This window comes from Aquella oligotrophica, assembly GCF_002892535.1.
GTDB classification, from domain to species: Bacteria; Pseudomonadota; Gammaproteobacteria; order Burkholderiales; family UBA11063; genus Aquella; species Aquella oligotrophica.
The window spans coordinates 2,028,289-2,050,395 of sequence record NZ_CP024847.1 but is presented as its reverse complement, the minus strand read 5'-3'; the positions used below and the strand labels follow the sequence as shown (position 1 = coordinate 2,050,395).

Sequence of the window (22,107 nt, the reverse complement as noted above, 5' to 3'; positions counted from 1 at the left end):
TCGCGGCTTAATGGTGAAATTTTTAGCCCAATAGCTAGCAGATACGTGGTAATTGCTCACCATTTAACCAATCAACCCTACGTAGTCCACCAAACAGAGTTTTCATACTTACTTTTACTTGACTTGCTGGGTTAACTTTGGCAATGATTCTACTTTCTTGCCCCAAAGGATGGTTTTTCATAAGCGAACAAATTTCATCTGCATAATCTTTAGCAACTACCAGCATAACTTTACCTTCATTGGCAATATGTAGTGGATCAAACCCAAGAATTTCACTAAGTCCGCGCACTGATTCATTTACTAGGAGCTTTTCTTCATCAATCTCAAAGCTGCAATTATAAAATGTTGCCCATTCGTTTAAAACCGCCGAAACACCGCCTCTAGTTGGATCACGCATAATCCTTATATGCTTTTGATATGGAGCAAGACTAGCGATAAGTGAATTTAGAGCCGCACAATCGCTACTAATATCTGAGGCAAAATTAAGCCCTTGGCGTTTAGACATAATTGCCATTCCATGATCGCCAATTGCCCCATTTATGATGACTAAATCATCTGTTTGTGGGCTAGTTGCCACCCAGTCATTTTCAACTACTCCAATCCCACTGGTATTAATAAAAATTCCATCACCTTTGCCTTTTTCAACTACCTTAGTATCGCCAGTTACGATTTTTACATTTGCAGTTTTTGCCGCTTTCGCCATTGATTTGACGATTTCACGTAGTTGAGCTAAAGGAAAACCTTCTTCAATGATAAAGCCTGCAGCTATATAAAGCGGGGTTGCGCCACCAGCTGCTAGATCATTGACAGTGCCATTTATTGCTAGCGAACCAATATCACCACCATTGAAAAAAAGTGGAGAAACTACATAGCTATCGGTAGAAAATGCTAGTTTACCATTTGCTGGCGGCAAAATCGCCTGATCACCTTGCTGAGCGAGAAATTCATTATCAAATTCTGCTAGCATTAAATCATGAATTAGCTGATTCATTGCCCGACCACCCGCACCAATAGTTAAATCGATATTTCCTTTGTAGTTTATCTTCATTTGTCTAATTCTCTTTATCTAGCGGCTAATTAATGAATATTGAAATGCGGCAGCACATGCGCCTTCGGAAGAAACCATGCATGCTCCCATTGGATTTTCTGGAGTGCACGCCTTTCCAAAAAGCTTACAGTCTTTGGGTTCTTTGATTCCACGTAGAATCTGTGGACATTCACATGATTTTACATCATCACTCTGAAATTCTGGAAGATTATAGTAAACCTCGGCATCAAAATGCGCATACTCCTGCCGAATCTTTAGTCCACTTTTAGCGATTTGCCCCAGTCCGCGCCAGCTAAATTGTTGGCGTTTCTCAAGCACGCGAGCAATTATTTCTTGTGCTTTTAGATTTCCTTCTGGATTTACTGCGCGGGTATATTGATTGATAATATCCGGTTTATTTTCATTGATCAAATCTATTAGGTATTCGATTGACTGCAGTACATCAAGTGGCTCAAATCCGGCGATTACTACCGGCTTTTGGTATTCCTGTGCTACTTCACGATATGCATCGCTACCAACGATAATACTTACATGAGAGGGACCAATAAAGCCATCAATATTTACCTCGTTATCATCAAGGATTGCAGTCATAGCAACTGGTGTTAAAACATGATTACAGAATACCTTGAAATTATCTAACCCCATCTTTTTTGCTTCAAGAATTGCGTGTGCGGTTGGCGGAGTTGTGGTTTCAAATCCGATAGCAAAAAATATTATCATCTTGTCTGACTGGTTTTTCGCGATTTCGAGCGCATCAAGTACCGAATAAACTATTTGTATTTGTGCACCACGCGCTTTGGCTTTTAATAAACTATCTTGTTTATCACCTGGCACGCGTAGCATATCCGCATAGGAGCATAAGATCACATCTGGCTGATTTGCAAGCCAGATTGCCTGATCGATTCTTGGTATCGGTAGAACGCATACCGGGCAACCCGGACCATGAATAAGCTTGATATTTGCTGGTAATATTTGATTAATTCCATAACGGTGAATGGCATGAGTGTGTCCACCACAAAATTCCATCAGATTATATTTTCGCTCTGGATTTATTTTTCGCTGGATATTTTCAATAAGTTTTTTGGCAACTTGTGAATTTCTAAATTCGTCAATGTATTTCATTATAATTCTCTTCATTTAGTAATTCAGCAAAGTACGCTAGTGTTTTTCTTGCATCGTCCTCATCTAGTCGATTTAAGGCATAGCCTGCATGAACAATAACATAATCGCCAATTTTAACTTCGTCCATCAGTAGGGCAAGAGAGATTTCTTTTTTTACTCCAGATAGTGAGGTAATAGCCATTTGATTATCCAGAAGCTCAATAATTTGGGTTGGGATTGCTAGACACATTTTCATTTAACCATAAATATGTATTGATTTTGTGACCTCATGTAAATATAGTCGATTTATCGTAACTACTTGGATTATCTCGCAATAGCGGTATTGCAAGGCTCCTTATTTATTTTGTAAACCGCGTTGCCTTGCGCCTTGCTACATATTCCAGCGGTTACAGAGCTGCATAGTATGAGTAATTACGATTTATTTATCTTAGTTGAGGTGTACTACCACTATTTTAGCATTGTATTAACTAGGGTTATTGCTTTTATCTTCGCTATACTGATTATGCTCATGCAATATCATTGTGACTGATTTATTTTTTTATTTACTTGTTGTAGCTCAAACTAGCTATATCTAAGCCATTTAATGATGATTTATATGTATGGGGTAAGCTGCTATTTAAGAGCAGAATTTTGCCAAATTGTGTATAATATGCGCTTGAATTGTGCGGTGCATTATTTAAGAGTTTCTGCATAAGCAATTTTTCTAATACCCTATGGTGACCTAATGACCAACTATCGAATATTTGTTGAGAAAAAGACCAAGTTTAATATTGAAGCAAGTCAATTAATTGCTGATCTTAAACAAAATCTACATCTAAAAAATCTCACTTCTCTCCGCTTAATTAATATCTACGACCTTTTTAATATAACTTCCGCTGATTTAGAGCTGGTGAAAAATACCGTTCTAGCTGAACTGCCTGTTGATTTGATAACGGAGAAGACTCCCGAACTGGGACGCTCATGGTTTGCCGTTGAGCCATTACCGGGACAATATGATCAGCGCGCAGATTCTGCGATTCAGGCCTTCAATCTTCTCTCTATTAATAATCCCAACCTTGACATCACTACTGGCAAATTAATAATCACTAATCCCGAATTGACTGATGATGAGTTGGCAAAGATAAAGAATTACTACATTAATCCGCTGGAATACCGCGAGAAAAATTTAAATGAGATTAAGCCAGTATTTATAGATAATCAGCCCGTAGCCGTTCCACGTTATAGTGGATTTAATCAGTTTGATGAAGCTGCTCTTAACGGTTTTAGAGCTTTGCATGGGCTTGCCATGACGCTTGCTGATTTACAGTGTGTGCAGGATTATTTCAAAAATCAGGTTGGGAGAGATCCTAGCGAAACAGAAATAAAAGTTCTTGATACTTATTGGTCAGATCATTGTCGCCATACAACCTTTGAAACGCATTTGATTGATATTCAATTCGCTTCTGGTAAATATAGTAAACTCTATCAAGAAACCTATAATCAGTACTTACTAAGTCGCGAATATGTCCATGCCAATAAGATAAATAATAAACCAGTTACCTTGATGGATTTAGCAACTATTTGTGGTAAGCAATTTAAAAAAGCTGGTAAACTTGATGATCTTGAGCTTTCTGATGAAATAAATGCTTGTTCAATTCTGGTTGATATTGAGATTGATGGTAAGCCACAAAAATGGTCGTTGCAATTTAAAAATGAAACCCATAATCATCCAACTGAAATCGAGCCTTATGGTGGTGCATCTACCTGTGTTGGTGGTGCAATTCGTGACCCATTATCTGGGCGTTCTTATGTATATCAGGCTATGCGCGTCAGTGGTGCGGCAAATCCTCTTGAAGCAATTGAAGATACATTGCCGGGTAAATTACCACAGAAAAAAATTACGACTAAAGCCGCTCATGGTTTTTCGAGTTATGGAAATCAGATCGGACTTGCAACTACTCATGTAAAAGAAATTTACCATCCGGGCTATAAGGCGAAGCGAATGGAGGTTGGGATGGTGGTTGCAGCTGCTCCCTATGCCAATATTCGTCGTGATCAGCCGGAAGCTGGTGATGTAATTATCCTTCTTGGTGGACGTACCGGGCGTGATGGCTGCGGTGGTGCTACTGGCTCATCCAAAGAACATACTATTGACTCGGCGGCGCTGTGCGGTGCTGAGGTACAAAAGGGTAATCCGGTTATTGAGCGTAAAATTCAGCGCTTATTTAGAAATCCTGAAGTTACCCGACTAATTAAGAAGTGTAATGACTTTGGTGCTGGTGGCGTATCAGTTGCAATTGGTGAACTGGCGGCTGGAGTTGCCATTGATCTTGATAAGGTTCCCACCAAATATCATGGCTTAACCGGAACTGAACTTGCGATTTCTGAATCGCAAGAGCGGATGGCAGTTGTGATTGCCAGAAATGATATGGCTAAATTTATTGAATTAGCGAATGCTGAGAATCTTGAAGCCACATTTGTTGCCGAAGTAAGCAGTGAGCCAAGAATGACCATGACTTGGCGCGGTGATATGATTGTTAATCTTGAACGTTCTTTTCTTGATACCAATGGTGCCAAATCTGAAGCAAAAATAATCGTTGCTGCTAATGAGAGCAATGATTTATTTAAGCAAGAATCAGTTACTAATACCTTAGCTGATCAGCTAAAAACCATGCTAGCAAATCTTAATGTTTGTTCACAGCAGGGCATGGTCGACATGTTTGATGCTACGATTGGTGCTACTACGGTATTAATGCCTTTTGGCGGTAAATATCAGTTAACTCCTACGCAAGTATCGGTGCAAAAATTCCCATTGATTGATGGGCAAACTGATGCGGCTTCGATTGCCAGCTTTGGTTATGATCCATATTTATCAAGTAAATCTACCTTCCATGGTGCTTATTATGCAGTTTATGAATCTGTTGCCAAAATAGTTGCAGCTGGTGGTGATTATCAGAAAATAAGGTTTTCTTTTCAGGAATATTTTGAAAAATTAGGCACGGATCCATATAAATGGGCTAAACCATTTAATGCATTACTAGGTGCGTATAAAGCACAGCAAGAGCTTGAATTGGCGGCTATTGGCGGTAAAGATTCAATGAGTGGCACGTTTAATGAAATTAATGTTCCACCAACTTTGATTTCATTTGCCGTTGCACCGACTTTAGCTAGTGGGATAATCTCGCCAGAATTTAAAGCTGCAGGTAATTATATCTATGCTTATTTACCAAGCTATGACGAAAATAATATCCTTGAAGCTAAAGAAACGCTTAATGCTTATAAATTAATTCAGGAGTTAATTGCTACTGGTATAATCAATGGAGCCATGGCAATCGGCTTTGCTGGTATTCTTGAAGCTATAAGCAAAATGAGCTTCGGGAATAAACTTGGCTTTGAATTGGTTGATGGTTTAGAGTCATTGGGCTTATTCAATAGTTATTATGGTGGGCTGGTGTTTGCGACTAATGAAAAATTATCATCTAGCGAATTTATCCTTTTGGGGAATGTAATCGCGGAGCCTTTAGCTAAATTAGGTGGCGAAGTAATTGCTCTAGATGAGTTGATTGCTATTTGGCAAGGTACGCTTAATCCTGTATTCCCAATAACGAAACCTGTTAGCGATGCCAATTTTGCCAGTGATTTTAGTATGAGGTTACAGGGTACACCGTCACGAGTTAAAGCAAGACAATCAGTTGCCAAACCAAGAGTGGTAATTCCAGTATTCCCTGGTACTAATTGCGAGTATGATAGCAAGCGGGCATTTGATTTTGCTGGTGCTATAAGCGATATTATGGTATTTAATAATTTATCGCCAAGCTATATTAATCAGTCAATTGATAAATTAGTCAATCTGATTAATAACTCGCAGATTTTGATGCTGCCAGGTGGCTTTAGTGCTGGTGATGAGCCGGACGGTTCGGCAAAATTCATTGCTACGATATTGCGCAATATTCAAGTACGTGATGCGGTGCATGGCTTATTGGCTCGTGATGGCTTGATTCTTGGGATATGTAATGGATTTCAGGCATTGATTAAATCTGGCTTACTACCTTTTGGTGAAGTGGCTGATTTAACTGAGGATAATCCTACTTTAACTTATAACGTTATTGGGCGACATATCTCGCGTTTATCTGCGACTAAAATCGTAAGTAATCAATCGCCATGGTTAAGTTCGTTTAATATTGGTGAGATCAAACAAATTGCTATGTCACATGGTGAAGGGCGTCTTGTGATTAGCCCTGAATTAGCAAAAGAGCTAGCAGCAAATGGACAAATTGCTTGTCAGTATGTTGATCTAGATGGTCAGCCAACTTTGGATGGTATTTATAATCCAAATGGTTCTGACTATGCGATCGAAGCACTTACTTCATTGGATGGGCGGATTTTAGGTAAAATGGGACATTCTGAGCGTAAGGGCGAGAATCTTTATAAAAATATTGTTGGCGATAAAAATCAAGATATTTTTGCCAATGGTGTTTTATATTTTAATTAATAGGAGATAGGCAGATGGAAAAAAGAGCATTCTTATACGAAGGTAAAGCCAAACAGATTTATGCAACCGATGATCCAAATCTGATTATCGTTCACTATAAAGATGATGCAACGGCTTTTAATAATCAAAAAAAAGGTAGCATCGCCGAAAAAGGTGTGATGAATAATAAAATTGCACAAGCAATATTTAACGAACTGGCTAAGCATGGTATTCGTACCCATTTCAAAGAACAGTTAAATGAGCGTGATCAGCTGTGTGAAAAAGTTACGATTGTTCCTCTTGAAGTTATCGTTAGAAATCTGATTGCTGGTAGTTTGGCAAAGCGTTTGAATATCGAAGAGGGAACTAAACCAGATAATACGATTTTGGAAATCTCTTATAAAAATGATGAGCTAGGCGATCCGCTAATTAATGATCATCATGCTGTAGCGCTAAAAGCTGCAAGTTATGAAGAATTGGATAAAATTTACGCTGAAACCAGAAAGATAAATAGCGTTTTGCAGGAATTTTTTGCCAGCCGTGGGATTATCTTGGTTGATTTCAAAATCGAATTTGGTAGAACCGCAAATGGGGAAATAATCCTTGCTGATGAAATAAGCCCAGATACTTGCCGCTTATGGGATGCTAAAACGGGTGAGAAGATGGATAAGGATCGTTTTCGCCGTGATTTGGGAAATGTTGAAGAAGCCTATCAAGAAGTACTTAAACGGTTAACAAGTAATTAATATGAATCATAAAACTATACCCATCAAGCCTATTAATGAAAATAACTTTGCCTCGGATAAGATGGAAGAAGAGTGTGGCGTCTTTGCCGTTTATTCTAAAGAACAGGTTCCAGCTATTGCTTATATGGCATATTGTGGGCTTTTTGCCCTTCAGCATCGGGGACAGGAAAGTGCCGGAATTTCGATCGGGAATTTTGGGCATCTTGAAACTGTAAAAGGTATGGGGCTTGTAAACGAGGTATTTAATCCAGATCAGTTAGCAACAAAGATTGGGAATGCGATTATTGGGCATGTTCGTTATTCAACGACAGGTAGCTCAGTATTAGCCAATGCCCAGCCCTTATTTGCTCAGTCTGTATTAGGTGCAATCGCGCTTGCACATAATGGAAATCTGGTAAATGCACATTCTCTTAGACGTGAGCTTGAGCTTGATGGTGCGATTTTCCAAACTAGTAGTGATACGGAAGTAATTCTTAATCTATTGGCAAAACGTGGCTGGATGGGACTAGAACAGGCGATACATGATACTTGTAATACTATTCGCGGTGCATATGCTTTGGTTATGCTGATCGGGAATAAACTGATTGCGGTACGTGACCCACTTGGTATTCGTCCACTTTGCTATGGTAAGATGCGGGATAGTGATACCTATGTTTTTGCTTCGGAAAGTTGCGCTCTTGATATTGTTGGTGCTGAGCTAGTACGCGATGTTGAGCCGGGAGAAATGATAGTTATTGATGGGAATGGTCTTCATTCTTCCCGTTATACCAAAGAAACTCGCCGAGCATCATGTTCTTTTGAGTATATTTATTTTTCACGCCCAGACAGTCATCTTGATGGATTGGATGTTTATAATATTCGTCAGGAAGCCGGGAAGGCATTATATACTCAAAGCCCGGTTGATGCGGATGTGGTAATTGGAGTACCTGATTCTGGTGTAGTAGCAGCGATTGGTTACTCTGAAGTAAGTGGTATTCCATATGCAATGGGTTTGGTACGGAGCAAATATATGGGGCGTAGCTTTATTTTACCGAATCAGAGCATGCGCGAACAGGCGGTTAAATTAAAACTTAATCCGCTAAAGCAAGTGATCAAAGATAAACGAGTGATTCTAGTTGATGATTCACTGGTGCGTGGTACTACTGCCAAAAAACTTGTGCGGCTACTACGTGACGCTGGGGCAAAAGAAGTTCATTTTAGGCTTGCTTCACCAATGGTTAGAAGTGAATGCTTCTTTGGTGTCGATATTTCTAGTAAAGAAGAACTAATTGCCAGTAAAATGAGTTGCGATGAGATTTGTCAAGAAATCAATGCGGATAGTCTCGACTTTCTCTCATTAGATAATCAACGTAGGATTTTGGGTAGTGATCAATTTTGCGATGGTTGTTTTACCGCTAGTTATCCAATCGCACATATCGAACGAGAATAATAAATTTAGTGTAACTGCTTGGACTATCCCGCAATAGCTGTGTTGCAAGGCTCCTTATTTACTTCTTATGTAAATCGTGTCGCTTTGCGCCTTGCTCTTGCTACATATTCCGGCAGTTACAGAGCTACATAGTATGAGTAATTACAATTTAGGAAAAATTAAATAATGGTAACTTATAAAAGTGCAGGTGTTGATAAAGAAGAAGGTTATAAAAGCGTTGGACTGATAAAAGATATGGTTAAACGCACCTATAATAAAAATGTTCTAACTGAATTAGGTAGCTTTGGTGCCCTTTATGAGCTTGGTAAATATAATAATCCAGTTCTTGTTTCTGGTACGGATGGGGTCGGTACCAAGCTAAAAATAGCTTTCACCTTGAATAAATATAATACTATAGGTATTGATTGCGTGGCAATGTGTGTCAATGATATTTTGTGTCATGGTGCTAAGCCGTTATTTTTTCTTGATTATTTGGCTTGTGGCAGGCTTGATGCTGAAGTTGCAGCGCAAATAGTTAGCGGCATTACTGAAGGTTGTTTGCAATCAGGCGCAGCCTTAGTTGGTGGTGAAACTGCTGAAATGCCTGGTTTTTATCAGCCGGGTGAATATGATATTGCTGGTTTTGCGGTTGGTGTTGTTGAAAAAGATGCCGTTATAACTGGTGACAAAATCCGCGAGGGTGATGTAATTATCGGTTTACCAAGTAGTGGTGTGCATAGTAATGGATTCTCATTGGTACGTAAATTGATTACTGATTTAACTATTGACTTTAATGGTATGCCAATTGGCGAAGCTTTATTGACACCGACTAAGATTTACGTTAAGCCAGTTCTGGCGGTATTAGAGAAATTTGCAGTCAATGGGATGGCGCATATTACTGGTGGCGGTTTATATGAAAATATTCCGCGTGTAATTCCTGATGGTTTATGTGCGACAATTGATAAGGCTAAAATTAAAGCTTTACCGATTTTTGATCTGATTGAAAAACTAGGTGTGCCACGTGAAGAAATGTATGGTACTTTCAATATGGGGCTTGGTTTTGTGATGGTGGTTAACCCTGATAACGCAGCTAATATAGTAAAAATACTTGAAGAAAACGGTGAGTTCCCAGAAATTATCGGTACTATTACCAGTGGTAATGAAAAAATATGCCTAAAATAGTAGTCTTGGTATCTGGGAGTGGGTCAAATTTACAAAGTATTATTGATGCAATTAAGCATGGTGAGTTAGATTGTAATATTGCTGGTGTGATTGCAGATCGTGATTGCTATGGACTTACGCGAGCAAAAGAGGCAGGTATTCCTGCCTATCTCGTAGATAGAAAGACTTATCGTGAAGAGTTATCACAAGAAATCGATAAATTGATTCCGCAGGATAGCAGCCTGATCGTTCTTGCCGGATTTTTGTCTATTTTAGATAATGCTTTTATTGATAAATGGCAAAACCGGATAATCAATATTCATCCTTCATTATTGCCAAAATTTGGCGGACATGGCATGTGGGGTAATCGCGTTCATGAGGCTGTATTGGCTAGCGGTGAAACTGAATCCGGCTGTACCGTTCATTTGGTAACTAGTGAAATTGATTGCGGACAGATAATAGTTCAGCAAAAAGTTCCGGTTTTGAAGGATGATACGGTAGAAAGCCTACGGCTACGAGTGCAGCAGACAGAACATCTAGCAATGCTTGCCGCAATCAGAAAAATATTGGAGAAATAAAATGCAATTAGGTACGGCATTAACGAAAAGTGCTTTTAAGGTTATGTTTCTTGGTGGCGGTGAGCTTGGTAAAGAAGTCGTTATCGCATTACAACGGCTTGGTGTTGAAGTGATTGTTGTTGATCGTTATGCTAATGCACCAGCAATGCAGGTGGCGCACCGTTCACACGTAATTGCCATGACCGATGCAGCTGCACTACGCGAACTAATTATAAATGAAAAACCTAATCTGGTTGTACCAGAAATAGAAGCCATTGCAACAGAAGTATTACTTGAAATCGAAGACTCTCATTTAGCTACAGTCATACCAACGGCAAGAGCAGTTAATCTTACCATGAATCGGGCAGGAATCAGAACGCTTGCAAGTGAAGAATTACAGTTGCCTACTTCAAACTATCGTTTTGCCAAATCGCTTGATGAATTGAAAGTAGCAACTACGGAAATTGGTTTTCCTTGTTTTATCAAGCCAGTTATGTCTTCCTCCGGTAAAGGGCAATCAATGATTAGTTCAGCCAGCGAGGTTGAAGCTGCGTGGGAATATGCTAATCAGGCTGGGCGAGTTAATAAATGCGAAGTGATTGTTGAAGCAAAAATTGATTTTGATTTTGAAATTACACTTCTTACAGTACGCGCGAAAAACGCAGCTGGCAAAGTAGAAACCCATTTTTGTAATCCGATTGGGCATCGTCAGGTAGCTGGTGACTATGTTGAAAGTTGGCAGCCACAGCCTATGTCGGAGAATGCCTTAGCTAAAGCGCAGCAAATTGCGAAAACTATTACTGATAATCTCGGTGGTCTTGGTATATTTGGAGTTGAACTTTTTGTTAGTGGTGATGAGGTTTGGTTTTCAGAGGTGAGCCCACGTCCACATGATACAGGCATGGTAACGATGATTACTCAATATCAGAACGAATTTGAGCTTCATGCGCGTGCGATTCTTGGTTTACCGGTTAATCCTAAGCAGAAGGAAATTGGCGCTAGCCACGTTATTTATGCGGGTGTGGATAAAGATGCATTATCTTACGCTAATCTTGAACAGGCATTAGCAGTGCCAGATAGCGATTTACGCTTATTTGCTAAGCCAGAAGGTTTTATTAAGCGCCGTATGGGTGTTGCCCTAAGTTTTGCTGAGTCCATTGAAATTGCCAGATCTCGAGCGAAGGAAGTTGCTAACGCAGTAAAAGTAATTGCTGAGTAAGCAATGAAAATATATACCAAAACTGGTGATACTGGTGAAACTAGTCTTTATAATGGTACTAGAGTCAGTAAAGCGGATATCCTCATTGATGTGCTTGGCGATAGTGATGAATTAAGTAGCTACCTTGGGTTAGTTCATGATCTAGTTGAGGATAAGAATAGCAAAAATCAGATTAGCGAAATTATTAATACCTTATTTAGGCTTAATGCGTCGATTGCTAAGGCAAAAGGTTATGAAACCCTTAATCTGACAGAAAATATAAATCAGCTTGAGTCTTTTATTGATAAGATGGATCTTGAGTTACCACCATTGAGTAGCTTTATCTATCTATTTGGACATCCGATAATTTCGCAAATTCATATTGCCCGAAGTATTTGTAGGCGGCTTGAGCGTAAGCTTGTTACTGCTTTTCAGTTTGAGAGTATTGAGCCTAGTCAGCAGATATATTTGAATCGCTTGTCAGATTATCTATTTGTTTTAGCTAGATTTACTGCTAAGAATCTTAATGTTGAAGAAACCCCCTATAGTTTTTAAGGAAAATTGATGTTAAAAAGAGCGTTAATAAGTGTTTATGATAAAAATGGAATTGCTGATTTTGCAAGGTTTTTATTGTCTCAAGGTGTAGAATTAATTTCGACTGGTGGCACCTATAAATACCTTCAGCAGGAAGGCTTGAAAGTAACTGATATAAGTGAAATTACTAATTTTCCAGAAATGCTTGATGGACGGGTGAAAACTTTACATCCAAATGTACATGGTGGTATTCTTGCGATTCGCGATAATCCCGTACATATGGAAACCATCGCTAAACACAATATTGAAACCATTGATATGGTGATTGTGAATCTATATCCATTTTTCGATGAAGTGGTAAAAGATATTAGTTTTGAAGAAAAAGTTGAGTTTATCGATATTGGTGGACCAACCATGCTGCGTTCGGCTGCCAAAGCATTTAAAGATGTTATTGTAATTACCGAACCTAGTGATTACGCTAATATAAAAGAGGAATTGTCAGGAACTAAAGAAGTAAGCTTTGCTACTCGCAAAAAGCTAGCTGGTAAGGTATTTAATCTTACCTCTGCTTATGACGGGGCAATTAGTAAATTTCTTCTTGGTGATGAAGAGTTTCCGACTTATCTTAATATGTCATATAAAAAAGTTGATGATTTGCGTTATGGTGAGAACCCACACCAAAAGGCTGCATACTATGTGGCAACTACAGAAGCTGGTGTTTTAAAAGATTTTGAGCAGTTACACGGTAAAGAGCTATCTTTTAATAATATTCGTGATATGGATCTTGCATGGAAGGTTGTTAGTGAGTTTGATGAGTTTGCTGCTTGTGGGGTTAAGCATTCTACACCTTGTGGTGTAGCAACCGGCTCTTCGGTTAGTGATGCTTATGCCAAAATGCATGCTAGTGATCCTGTGTCGATCTTTGGTGGGATAGTTGCAATTAATAAAGAAGTTGATCTGGCAACCGCCAGAGATATGAATAATACCTTTCTTGAGATTGTGATGGCACCTTCGTTTACCCCTGAGGCATTAGCTGAGCTACAAACTAAGAAAAACTTACGAGTAATCAAGATTAAAACAGAGAAGCCACAAGGTAAATTTGAATACGTAACAGTCGATGGTGGGATTCTTATCCAAGATAGTGATAGCAAATTTGCCGAAGGTTTAAATGTTGTTACCAATACCAAACCACAAGAAGCAGATATTGCTGATTTGACTATGGCTATGAAAGTTGTTAAGCATGTGAAATCAAACGCAATTGTTGTTGCCAAAAACGGCGTTGCTAAAGGAATCGGTGCCGGGCAAACCAATCGTATCTGGGCAACGGCGCAGGCAATTGAACGGGCAAAAGATGGTGGTGTATTGGCATCAGATGCATTTTTTCCATTCCGTGACTGTGTTGATGAATGTGCCAAAGCTGGGATTAAAGCGATTATCCAGCCCGGTGGTTCAATGCGCGATCAAGAGTCTATTGATGCCTGTAACGAGCATGGTATTAGCATGATATTTACTGGTATTCGTCATTTCAAACATTAATCGCATTTGCCACAAGCTAAGTCAGATTATAGTATCTGGCTTAGCTAGCAAATCCATTTATCAATTTCGGTATCATTAATATTAAAGAGACCTGTTTTAATTAGCTCTCTAGGAATAAAGTGATGATTCATCGCAATAGCTCGGTCTAAAAGCTGATTTTTGGCATTGATCTTGAGTTTTGATTTTATATTAGCAAGATGCTCATTTACTCTACCTGAAGTCATTTTAAAGCCAATTTCACTAAGTATCTGACTAATTCTTTGATTCCAAAAATTCCTGATGTAGAAATAGATTACAAAAAGTTGTTTTTTAGTAAAAATTATTTCTTCAGGGACTGAACTATAAGGTAATTTTACTACGTTAAATACTTTCTCCATTATTAATGGAATTGATGGCATGATATATGGAGATATGCGGATCGAATAACCAATAATTTCTTTGAATTCATTAATAATGGTATCTTTATAAACGATGAAAATTTTTACAGCTTTATTAACTTGGATAACTTGAAGATACTTACTATTATTGGTTTCGGTAGGTACTGAGATGATTTCTTGCAAGAACTTACTCTCATGGAAATCTAGTCCCAGACTCATGCAGTATTCTGTTTGTGCAATTAATGTTTTCTTATCATCGAAAAAATAAACAGGGGTATCTAAATGGAAGTAAAATTGACTGATCTTATCTATATGATTGCTAATATCTTGAGTTATTAATTTAGCTTCTTGTAGATAAAGAATTCGATTTCTTTCAGGTGTGGTTGGCTTTATGTATTCTGGTGTTGCTACTGGTATAGAATAATCTTGGACTACCTTTAGTTTAAATAGAAAATCATCAATTAAATAGCTTCCTTCTTGCAATAATCCTAATGGAACTTCTGAATAATATCCTTTTTCTAAAGCTTTATCGATCAATTCTACCCTAGTATCTACGTTAAATATCTGTTTAAGATTTATAATGTGTTCATTAACTCTTGCTACAGAAATTGTGTGTCCAAATGCGCTCATCCACGAAGATATTTCGGCATACGAATGATTCCGAATCAGAAAAAATAGTATAAGGTGCTGCTTTTCTGTAAGTTTATACTCTGACGTAAGTGGTCGTGCATAGTGATTAGTATTAAATGTTATAAAAGTAAGATCCGGTATACGTGGGAAACCATAAGGTAGCATACATGTGTAAATTGCTTGTACGACAGAGTCTATAATTATTGGGAATTTATGAACAATATATAATTTTGATGATGTAGTTTGGTTAATTACTTGCAAAAAAATGTGATGAAGCTTATTATTTAAAACTTGCTGTTCTTGTTCAATGAGAGTTTTTTGGAATCTATAAAAGAAAGGACTTGAATTTTTGTCTGTCTTTTGTGTAGAGAAAAATAAGGTTTCTTCAATTTCTGCAATATTAAATACTTCTTTAAATTTAGGGCTTAGCGCTAATGGTTGATGATGTCGGTTAGTAACATAAGCTATTATGTCTTGTGTTTTGGTAGTGAATTTGAAGCTTTCCAAATAATCATTAATAGCGTTATATGACATTAATTTACCTACAAAATCTATTTAGCTGGTTGAAAATTTATTGTAACATACCAATAGTCTTTATAAAAGGCTTTTCTCAATGTCTAATAAATAATTTAATGAATTTACAACATTAACCCCCCTAAAAACTATAGGGGTTGTAGTTACTGGTATTGTTTCATGGTTTGTATTTATCATATTGTATAGCTTTAATAAATTAATTTATTGATGGTTGTTTTAGCTAAAATGCTTAAAGCAGAATAGGATATACTTAAATATAATAGAGGAGTAATTAATACAATAGGATTAAGATGCGGGGTGATACTAATTTAAGAATAAATGATTATTTAGCTGCTTTCAAGTTAATTAGTGATAATCTATATTCAGTTGCATATGTATGTGATAGTAACTATACTATTCTTGCCGTTAGCCAAAAATTTCTAGATGAGTTTTTAATTAAATCAGAAAAAGAAGTTTTGGGAAAACCTTTTTATAAATGTAAAGTTCCAAGTCTCGAATGGTATTCAAAAAATCACGCCGTTCTTGAAAAGCAGTTTCAAGAAGCTAGCCGTGAGAATAAAGTTTACATTACCCTTGATATATTGGATTATGAACAAATATCCAAGATGTATATTGTTCATAAATCACCACGTATTCTTTGCGGTGGCATTACGGTTTTCCATGTTTATTTACGTCCTTTTGGGTTACCTCGGTTAGAGGATATTATTTATTATACCCACGAACTAGATCTATATTCCAGACCTTTAAATACAGTTAAATATAAATTAACACCCAAGCAGCGTATGGTGCTATTCCTCTTTCTACGTAATTATTCATACAGTGAGATTTCTGGCTGGATGAGTGCTTTTGGACTTCAAATGTCATCTGCTCGGGTTACGGAGCATTTAACTACTTTAAAGAATATATTTGGTGCTAAAAATAGCAATGACCTACGAACACTAGCCATACAATATGGTTATCATTCAGAAATGCCAGCTGGATTCTTACCTAATGGGGCATATTGTATTGAGAACCATCTTACCGAAATAAAAGGACAAAATGATTACCCATTATTGTTATCTGATATAAATATTGGCTATAAATATTTGCCTAACGAATTAATCTCACTTAGCTCTGAGGTTGTTATTTTCGATGATCAGCGATTAAATGAAAGTTTAGAATCAAAGCTATTTCAAAGCTTCTATACTAGCAGTAGTGAAATGGCTGGCTTATTTAATAAAGATGGCAAAGTTTTATTGGTTACTATAAAAATGGTTAATGAACTATCTAGAAATTTTACTAACTTGCAAGAAATAATTATACAGAATCATCCAAGGTTAAGTGGCAGTGAACCAAATATTTTTCTGGATGTACAAATAAGTGGGAAAATTTATCTACTACAAATGCAACTTCTAGGTTCTTATGTGCATATACAGATTCGTAAATATGTTATGCCAACAGTACATAGACTAATGATTGAGGTTTTTAATATATTTCCAATGCCTAAAATTAGCTTGCCAGAGCATATGCGAGTTACCAATCGACAACATCAGGTATTGTTTTTTTATGCCCGTAATTACTCTTATAGCAAAGTAGCTACAATTTTAACTGAACTTGGTTATCCTATTTCACCACATACAATTAATGAGCACCTTGAAACATTAAAAACTATGTTTAACGTAACAAATAAGAGCCAACTAATCGATATTGCGCTTGTTATCGGCTATGCACTTATACCTCATTCAATACTTAAGCATCAAGTGTGTAAATTAGTAAATACAGATATTCATAAGTGGATATGTTAATAATTTTAATTAAGTGGGTGTTTCTTTTGTCAACAAATAAGCCCCCTAAAAACTATGGGGGCTTATTGGGTGGTTTCCATGGGATTATTTTACATAATACACTGTTGTGTATTTATAAACTTGTTAGAATTTGAGTCTTATGTGTATTCGTGGAGTAAGTTACTTCTTTTCTTTGTGCAATTAGATTCATTTTATAATCGGTAGTAACACAGTGAAATAACAATTAAAGAAGGAAAAATGATGAATAAAAAATTACTTCAATTAGCACTACTAAGTAGTGTAGGCTTAACTGTAGCAGCGTGTAATAGTGGTAGTAGTAGCCCAAGTCCAGCACCTACCCCAACTCCGACACCATCTCCGACACCAGCTCCGAGTCCTGGTCCATCAGCCCAGGCGATTCCGGCTAGTTACCAATGCTTGCCATCTAATTTACCAACAGCAAGTTCAGTTGCCAATTCTTTAAAAATTGCTTATGCTGGTAATTGCTCAGTTGCCTCAGCTCCACAATCTACGGATTTACAAAAGATGGCAGTAGCCTTGGAGACATATAAATCAAAGAACACGAAATATCCAGAATCTGGGTTTTATAATAATTGCACTGGTACACCAATTCAGTATAACCCAACAACCGGGGTAACTTTTATTGTTACAGCAGCACATTGTGTTATTGGTACCACAACACCAAAAGCAGCTGGAGCACCAACTACTGCTGCAAATATTGGTACCTATGTAGTAGACGACTTTGGGCATAATGATGCTTGGATATATCAGGGAACTAATGCTGGCCCTTTGCAACCTACCAATTTAACAGCCCAAATTTTAGCCGTTTATGTTCCTAGTCAGTATTGCCAGCAAGCAGCATATACCAAAAATGATGGTGGCACATATGATTGTAATACATCCGTAAGGTCTTGGAATGGTGATTTTGCTATATTAAAAGTCCAGGCTCAGACCGGTAAAACCGTAGATATTGCCCCAAATTTAAAATTGGCACCATCAAATTTTAGCATGATAGAAAGCAGTACTAGATTGCTTGCATTAGGTTATGGGGGCACAAACCCTAATAATGGTACACCTGCTAACCCAGAAAATACTAATCTAAATTACATAAACTATCAATACTTTGCAACAAATAAGGAAGCTGAAACTACCATTATGAACGGATGGTTTCAAAATAATAAAGTGTATTCATTAATTTGCCCAGGTGATTCTGGTGGTGGAGATTTTGCTTGGGATGGTACCAATTGGAATTTGGTTGGAGTACATTCTTGGGGTCCTATAGGGTGTGGTATAGTGGGAATGGACTGGTCAGCTGATGTGCGTCAATTTAACTCGTGGATTAACACAGTTCTAACTCAAGATACACAAGCAACTGGTTGTGCTAATCTGGGCAGTAATTATGCCTGTGCATCAGGAACTGGTAAATAGTTTAGTTGTGAATAATCAAAATAGCTCGTATTTAAATATGAGCTATTTTTAACTGAAATTTAAATTTAGGATCTTGAAAATGAAGTATATATTACAATTAATTTTGGCTATAACCCTTTTGTTGGAGGCTTGTTCTTCAACTCCTCTTAAACCTGCTGCTAGCAAAATTGTAGTTTCTGAAATACCTCCAATTGGAGCTAATTGTAAATTACTTGGTCAAATAACTGGTCATGAAGGTAACTTTATTAGTGGTGAGTGGACATCTAATGAAGAACTTGAAAAAGGGGCATTAAATGATCTTAAAAATAAAGCCGCAGATATGGGTGCCAACTATCTTGAGATTCTGACGACTCGTCAGGGCGGAACTGGTGCGTTTGGTGCAGTTGTAGGGTTTAATGATGAAACAACTATCACTAATTCTGCCAATGCCTATAAGTGCCCAGAATCTGCGCTTAATTCATTGAATTAAAATTTTATTATTTTGGTTATTCGTTATTGGAACAGGTATCAGATTTGTTATCATTGATTATATGGTTAAATAAAGAAATAAAGGTATAAATGAATGTATGTAAAGAAAATTTTAATTAGTATATTGTCTGTGACAAGTTTAATTGCTTGCAGTAATGGTTCTTCTGGAGGTAGTAATAGTGGTACTAGTGAAAAGTTTGATTATCCAGCAAGTCAATATACTAACGTGAGTAATACTTATTTTGGAACTACAATTGCGGATCCGTATCAATGGATGGAAAGTACTAATAGCCCTGAGACTCTAGCGTGGGTAAATCAGCAGAATGTTTTTACCGATAATTATATTCATAATTTGCCTGAATATAATATTGTAGCTGGTAGTTTAGCAGCATTATCTCAAGGTAGTAAATCTTTAAAATCTGATGTACAAAAAGATTTTGTCAGAGTTGGTGATAAATATTATTATATGAATGTTCGTGAAGTTGATAATACTATTCCGGAGTTCAACAATGGAATAAATAACAAGATTTCAACTGATAATATAATTTATGTGGCAGATGACAGAAATCAGAATGGTAAAGTTTTCCTTGATTTAAATAAGACTGGTATTCTAAAAGGATCAGTATCAGTACAGCAGTTTGATGTTATTAAAAATAGTCAAGAAAGCATTATTTATACAATAATCAAAACTCAGGATACAAATCTTGATTTGGGCACTATTACGGTACTGGATAATTTAAATAATAATGCTATAATAAAGACAATTAATAATATTTATGGTATGTTCACAACTTATGAGAGTGGTTTCTTTTATGTTCAGCCACAGGAAGTAACCGATATTTATACTTCAAGCTATAATTCCCAAACAATTTATTATTATCAGATTAATACCCGTCCAGTAACAATTTTTGAAGCTGGTTCAGAGATTGGGACAGTTAACCTAGAACCGCAATTGTATAATGATATGCTTTATTTTTCTACTGGTTATGCCAATGGGAGTAATCGGATTTACAGCTTCAACCCATCTAATCTGAATAATTCCGCAAAAATATTTCTTAGTGGAGATATCCCTGCTTCTTTTGATATCGTTAACGAAAGTTCAGATGGAACTTTTTTTGTTAAAACAAATCAGGGGGCGGTACAGAAACGTTGGGTTATTGTTAATCCAAATACTCCAGACTCATCTAATTGGGTTAATGTTGTGCCACCCAATCCAGAAAGCGTTATTGCTAATTCTATGACTAGTTGTGGAAATTACTATTATGTAGAAATTTTGGTAAATGGCGCAAGCAAACTGTATCGTTATGATAAGACGATACCAGCTTCAAATCCTGTAGAAATTGATGGGTTTCCTGGTTTAGGTGCTTTGGCATCTGAGGGGCAGTATAAGCCTGCTTGTGACAAGAATAATGTTTTAACATATATGTATTCAAATCTGGTTACTCCTAATGAGTTATATTCTTATGATCCCGCAACTCAGGAAGAGGGAGTAGGGCAGGGAACGGCTAGTATTCCTGATTTTAATCCGGCTGACTATGAGATGAAAGAGTTGTTTGTCCCGTCTACGGATGGAGTACAAGTTTCAATCTTTATTGGATATAAGAAAGGATTACAGTTAAATGGAAATAATCCTACTCTTATCTATGTTTATGGTGGATTTGACGCATCAACTTTGCCAGAGTTTAATCAAAATGCCACATTATTAATGAAAAATGGTGGGATTTATGTTGTCGCTCAGGTACGTGGTGGAGGAGAATATGGTACTGCTTGGTATAATGCCGGTAGGATGCTAAATAAGCAGAATACCTATAATGATGTAGCGGCAGTAGCTAATTACCTGATTGATAATGGTTATACTAATCCAGCAAAACTGGCTTTATCTGGAGCTTCTAATGGTGGTCTTACAACGGCAGCGACTGCTCTACAGAATCCAGATTTATTTAAAGTGGTGTTTCCTGCGGTAGGTGTTCTTGATCTATTACGCTACCAGCTATTTACAGTGGGGTTTGGCTGGTATCCAGATTATGGCTATAGTACAAATCTTGAGCAATTTTATAACCTGATGACCTTTTCTCCATTGCAAAATGTTCAGCATATTGCTTATCCTACGATGCTAGTTCAAACTGGTACGGAAGATGGGCGTGTGCCACCATTACATAGTTATAAATTTGCAGCAACCATGCAAAATACGGCTATAGGAGATAATCCATATCTATTACGTTCGTACTTTGGAGCAGGACATAATCTTTTAAGTCAATACTATGTAGATATGTGGACATTATTTTTTAATGAAACAAAAACCACCATTCAACCTTGATTTTTATTATTTAGGATAATTAATAGTCTGGCTTTTAAGCTGGACTATTTCTATTGGAATTATCAAAAGGGTTTTTAGTTGTCCTAGCCCCGTATAATAGAACCACTGATAATTAGATAATTTGATAAGATTTAGCCAAATTAACATATAAACATTTAAATCAAACTGTTATTTTATTGCTTATCCCGAGTTGGCGTTGATAAATCTGCAACAAAATACCTAACTATTTCCCTAAATTTAGCTTCTGAAATCTTTGAACTATTTATATACCCGAGTCCTCACTTTTTTATGCTTGAATAAGTAATTCAAGCTGAGTAAACTGATCTTTAGCAAGTTGGTAATTAAAAAATAACGCAGTTGTATAGGAAAATATCTTACGATTAATCCTGCCCAATAAGCCATGAAAGCTCCTAGCTTTAGTGGTGTTGATGCTAAATGATTCGGTTAATTGACTGATACTTGTCTCAATTCTTTTACGAATACTAGTGATACTAATGATTTCACTATCTGCAAGTATAGGACTATAACCACTTTTACGAACTTTACAAGTTAACAGTAAATCCTGATATAAGTCATCTATTAGGCAAAATACATGTATGATATAATCTTCTAATGGCATAAAGTACTCCTAATCTAATTATTTGCGTTGAAACAATGATTTTATTAGGGCTTATGCCTTTTCATTTCTAATTACCAATTTGTTAAAGATTTATCGATTGCTTAAATCTATACTAAGCATAAAAAAGTGAGGACTCAGGTTTATATACTTATTTTTATGAATCATGAAACTTTAGTTCAGCGTAGCTACA

General features: G+C 37.0%; 17 protein-coding genes. 12 read left to right on the top strand and 5 right to left on the bottom strand.

The genetic code is table 11. The features are described 5' to 3' along the window. Positions 1-34: 34 nt before the first annotated feature. From hypE to CUN60_RS09385, 3 genes are read right to left on the bottom strand one after another with little or no spacing between them, the layout of a single operon-like run. Positions 35-1,048, bottom strand: coding sequence for a hydrogenase expression/formation protein HypE (gene hypE, locus CUN60_RS09395; RefSeq protein WP_102951794.1), 1,014 nt, complete (start codon positions 1,046-1,048; stop codon positions 35-37). 18 nt (positions 1,049-1,066) lie between these two features. After that, complete coding sequence (hypD, locus tag CUN60_RS09390; protein ID WP_102951793.1) at positions 1,067-2,170, bottom strand: hydrogenase formation protein HypD; 1,104 nt, start codon at positions 2,168-2,170, stop codon at positions 1,067-1,069. Further along, complete coding sequence (locus tag CUN60_RS09385; RefSeq protein ID WP_102951792.1) at positions 2,157-2,399, bottom strand: HypC/HybG/HupF family hydrogenase formation chaperone; 243 nt, start codon at positions 2,397-2,399, stop codon at positions 2,157-2,159. Before CUN60_RS09385 ends, hypD begins: the two co-directional genes overlap by 14 nt. Before the next feature lie 495 nt (positions 2,400-2,894). Here CUN60_RS09385 and CUN60_RS09380 point away from each other — a divergent pair, with 495 nt between their 5' ends. The 8 genes from CUN60_RS09380 to purH all read left to right on the top strand — a co-directional run bounded on the left by CUN60_RS09380 (position 2,895) and on the right by purH (position 13,760). Further along, positions 2,895-6,641 carry a phosphoribosylformylglycinamidine synthase gene (locus CUN60_RS09380; RefSeq protein ID WP_102951791.1) on the top strand — a complete coding sequence of 1,249 codons (3,747 nt, stop codon included), beginning with the start codon at positions 2,895-2,897 and terminating at the stop codon, positions 6,639-6,641. Between the two features lie 14 nt (positions 6,642-6,655). Then, positions 6,656-7,366, top strand: coding sequence for a phosphoribosylaminoimidazolesuccinocarboxamide synthase (purC, locus tag CUN60_RS09375; RefSeq protein WP_102951790.1), 711 nt, complete (start codon positions 6,656-6,658; stop codon positions 7,364-7,366). Between the two features lies 1 nt (position 7,367). Beyond that, the gene (purF, locus tag CUN60_RS09370; protein WP_102951789.1) at positions 7,368-8,795 is read left to right on the top strand and encodes an amidophosphoribosyltransferase; all 1,428 of its coding nucleotides are present in this window, start codon (positions 7,368-7,370) and stop codon (positions 8,793-8,795) included. Positions 8,796-8,960: 165 nt separating this feature from the next. Further along, the gene (gene purM / locus CUN60_RS09365) at positions 8,961-9,956 is read left to right on the top strand and encodes a phosphoribosylformylglycinamidine cyclo-ligase (protein ID WP_102951788.1); all 996 of its coding nucleotides are present in this window, start codon (positions 8,961-8,963) and stop codon (positions 9,954-9,956) included. Then, the gene (purN, locus tag CUN60_RS09360; RefSeq protein WP_102951787.1) at positions 9,944-10,513 is read left to right on the top strand and encodes a phosphoribosylglycinamide formyltransferase; all 570 of its coding nucleotides are present in this window, start codon (positions 9,944-9,946) and stop codon (positions 10,511-10,513) included. The genes purM and purN overlap by 13 nt, the downstream gene beginning before the upstream one ends. Position 10,514: 1 nt before the next feature. Further along, positions 10,515-11,711 carry a formate-dependent phosphoribosylglycinamide formyltransferase gene (gene purT / locus CUN60_RS09355; protein WP_102951786.1) on the top strand — a complete coding sequence of 399 codons (1,197 nt, stop codon included), beginning with the start codon at positions 10,515-10,517 and terminating at the stop codon, positions 11,709-11,711. A gap of 3 nt (positions 11,712-11,714) precedes the next feature. After that, positions 11,715-12,245, top strand: a complete 531-nt coding sequence (locus CUN60_RS09350) for a cob(I)yrinic acid a,c-diamide adenosyltransferase (RefSeq protein ID WP_102951785.1) — start codon at positions 11,715-11,717, stop codon at positions 12,243-12,245. A 9-nt stretch (positions 12,246-12,254) separates the two neighbouring features. Next, positions 12,255-13,760 (top strand): bifunctional phosphoribosylaminoimidazolecarboxamide formyltransferase/IMP cyclohydrolase, encoded by a 1,506-nt coding sequence (purH, locus tag CUN60_RS09345; protein ID WP_102951784.1) that lies wholly within the window; start codon positions 12,255-12,257, stop codon positions 13,758-13,760. 44 nt (positions 13,761-13,804) lie between these two features. On the opposite strand, the gene CUN60_RS09340 is transcribed toward purH, so the two are convergent. Beyond that, a complete protein-coding gene (locus CUN60_RS09340; protein WP_102951783.1) occupies positions 13,805-15,301 on the bottom strand; it encodes a helix-turn-helix transcriptional regulator in 1,497 nt (498 codons plus the stop codon). A 290-nt stretch (positions 15,302-15,591) separates the two neighbouring features. Between CUN60_RS09340 and CUN60_RS09335 the strand changes: the two genes are divergently transcribed. The 4 genes from CUN60_RS09335 (at position 15,592) to CUN60_RS09320 (ending at position 21,298) form a co-directional block, all read left to right on the top strand. After that, complete coding sequence (locus CUN60_RS09335) at positions 15,592-17,085, top strand: helix-turn-helix transcriptional regulator (protein ID WP_102951782.1); 1,494 nt, start codon at positions 15,592-15,594, stop codon at positions 17,083-17,085. A 237-nt stretch (positions 17,086-17,322) separates the two neighbouring features. Beyond that, a complete protein-coding gene (locus CUN60_RS09330; RefSeq protein WP_158649372.1) occupies positions 17,323-18,513 on the top strand; it encodes a trypsin-like serine protease in 1,191 nt (396 codons plus the stop codon). A 79-nt stretch (positions 18,514-18,592) separates the two neighbouring features. Then, entirely contained in the window at positions 18,593-18,982 is a 390-nt protein-coding gene (locus CUN60_RS09325) for a DUF4156 domain-containing protein (protein ID WP_102951781.1), read from the top strand. 93 nt (positions 18,983-19,075) lie between these two features. Then, positions 19,076-21,298 (top strand): prolyl oligopeptidase family serine peptidase, encoded by a 2,223-nt coding sequence (locus CUN60_RS09320; protein ID WP_102951780.1) that lies wholly within the window; start codon positions 19,076-19,078, stop codon positions 21,296-21,298. Positions 21,299-21,584: 286 nt separating this feature from the next. On the opposite strand, the gene CUN60_RS09315 is transcribed toward CUN60_RS09320, so the two are convergent. Next, on the bottom strand, positions 21,585-21,917 hold the full coding sequence (locus CUN60_RS09315; protein WP_102951779.1) for a hypothetical protein: 333 nt from the start codon (positions 21,915-21,917) through the stop codon (positions 21,585-21,587). Positions 21,918-22,107 lie beyond the last annotated feature (190 nt).

Bases quoted from the DNA above. Each gene is read 5' to 3' on its own strand.
- hypE (WP_102951794.1), bottom strand. From the start codon at position 1,048: ATGAAGATAAACTACAAAGGAAATATCGATTTAACTATTGGTGCGGGT.
- hypD (WP_102951793.1), bottom strand. From the start codon at position 2,170: ATGAAATACATTGACGAATTTAGAAATTCACAAGTTGCCAAAAAACTT.
- CUN60_RS09385 (WP_102951792.1), bottom strand. From the start codon at position 2,399: ATGTGTCTAGCAATCCCAACCCAAATTATTGAGCTTCTGGATAATCAA.
- CUN60_RS09380 (WP_102951791.1), top strand. From the start codon at position 2,895: ATGACCAACTATCGAATATTTGTTGAGAAAAAGACCAAGTTTAATATT.
- purC (WP_102951790.1), top strand. From the start codon at position 6,656: ATGGAAAAAAGAGCATTCTTATACGAAGGTAAAGCCAAACAGATTTAT.
- purF (WP_102951789.1), top strand. From the start codon at position 7,368: ATGAATCATAAAACTATACCCATCAAGCCTATTAATGAAAATAACTTT.
- purM (WP_102951788.1), top strand. From the start codon at position 8,961: ATGGTAACTTATAAAAGTGCAGGTGTTGATAAAGAAGAAGGTTATAAA.
- purN (WP_102951787.1), top strand. From the start codon at position 9,944: ATGCCTAAAATAGTAGTCTTGGTATCTGGGAGTGGGTCAAATTTACAA.
- purT (WP_102951786.1), top strand. From the start codon at position 10,515: ATGCAATTAGGTACGGCATTAACGAAAAGTGCTTTTAAGGTTATGTTT.
- CUN60_RS09350 (WP_102951785.1), top strand. From the start codon at position 11,715: ATGAAAATATATACCAAAACTGGTGATACTGGTGAAACTAGTCTTTAT.
- purH (WP_102951784.1), top strand. From the start codon at position 12,255: ATGTTAAAAAGAGCGTTAATAAGTGTTTATGATAAAAATGGAATTGCT.
- CUN60_RS09340 (WP_102951783.1), bottom strand. From the start codon at position 15,301: ATGTCATATAACGCTATTAATGATTATTTGGAAAGCTTCAAATTCACT.
- CUN60_RS09335 (WP_102951782.1), top strand. From the start codon at position 15,592: ATGCGGGGTGATACTAATTTAAGAATAAATGATTATTTAGCTGCTTTC.
- CUN60_RS09330 (WP_158649372.1), top strand. From the start codon at position 17,323: ATGATGAATAAAAAATTACTTCAATTAGCACTACTAAGTAGTGTAGGC.
- CUN60_RS09325 (WP_102951781.1), top strand. From the start codon at position 18,593: ATGAAGTATATATTACAATTAATTTTGGCTATAACCCTTTTGTTGGAG.
- CUN60_RS09320 (WP_102951780.1), top strand. From the start codon at position 19,076: ATGTATGTAAAGAAAATTTTAATTAGTATATTGTCTGTGACAAGTTTA.
- CUN60_RS09315 (WP_102951779.1), bottom strand. From the start codon at position 21,917: ATGCCATTAGAAGATTATATCATACATGTATTTTGCCTAATAGATGAC.